The 642-nt window shown below is 42.5% G+C and carries 1 pseudogene; it reads left to right on the forward strand.

Annotation, left to right across the window (positions count from 1 at the left end):
- Window positions 1-50 precede the first annotated feature (50 nt).
- Window positions 51-566, forward strand: a pseudogene (locus tag R7Z77_RS26270) (serine/threonine protein kinase); the annotation flags it as partial.
- Window positions 567-642: the final 76 nt, after the last annotated feature.

Here is a 642-nt window from a genome sequence, read left to right on the forward strand (position 1 = left end):
AAACTCAGTATATTGTTTAATAATTATTCAATTTCGGACGACTTGGTTTTCTGTCCGAATTACGCAACAAAGCCCTTTCTCAACACCCTAGCGTGGCTAACTTTGTAAAAATCGGCAACGAATTCGAACGCTCATATTTGATGTACGAGTGGATCCAAGGTGAATCACTGGCAGAAAAAATGGAGCGTCATTCTTCTAAAGGCTTCCGCCACGACCACATCGCTTGGTTGGTGTATCAACTCGCTGGCGCTCTAGAGTTTATGCATACAAGAGGTATCTGCCATCTTGATATTAAACCATCTAACGTATTAGTGAGTGAAGGCGATTACGTTAAGCTCATTGATTTCGGCGCTGCTCGTTACATTGGAGAGACAGAACCTTACGCAGAAGCAAGCTTGAGCTACGCTTCCCCTCTTTATATAGAAACTGGCATCGCGGAACCGCAAGATGATGTTTACTCTCTCGCTTTGCTCGCTGGACATCTATTTTTAGGCTCAATATTTGGTGATGCTTGGAATAAGCAGTTAAAAGACCGAAAGCGTCCGGCTTTGATCCCGGCTCATATTGGCTTTGTTGCGTAATTCGGACAGAAAACCAAGTCGTCCGAAATTGAATAATTATTAAACAATATACTGAGTTTCA

This window comes from Vibrio sp. 1401 (assembly GCF_033340295.1).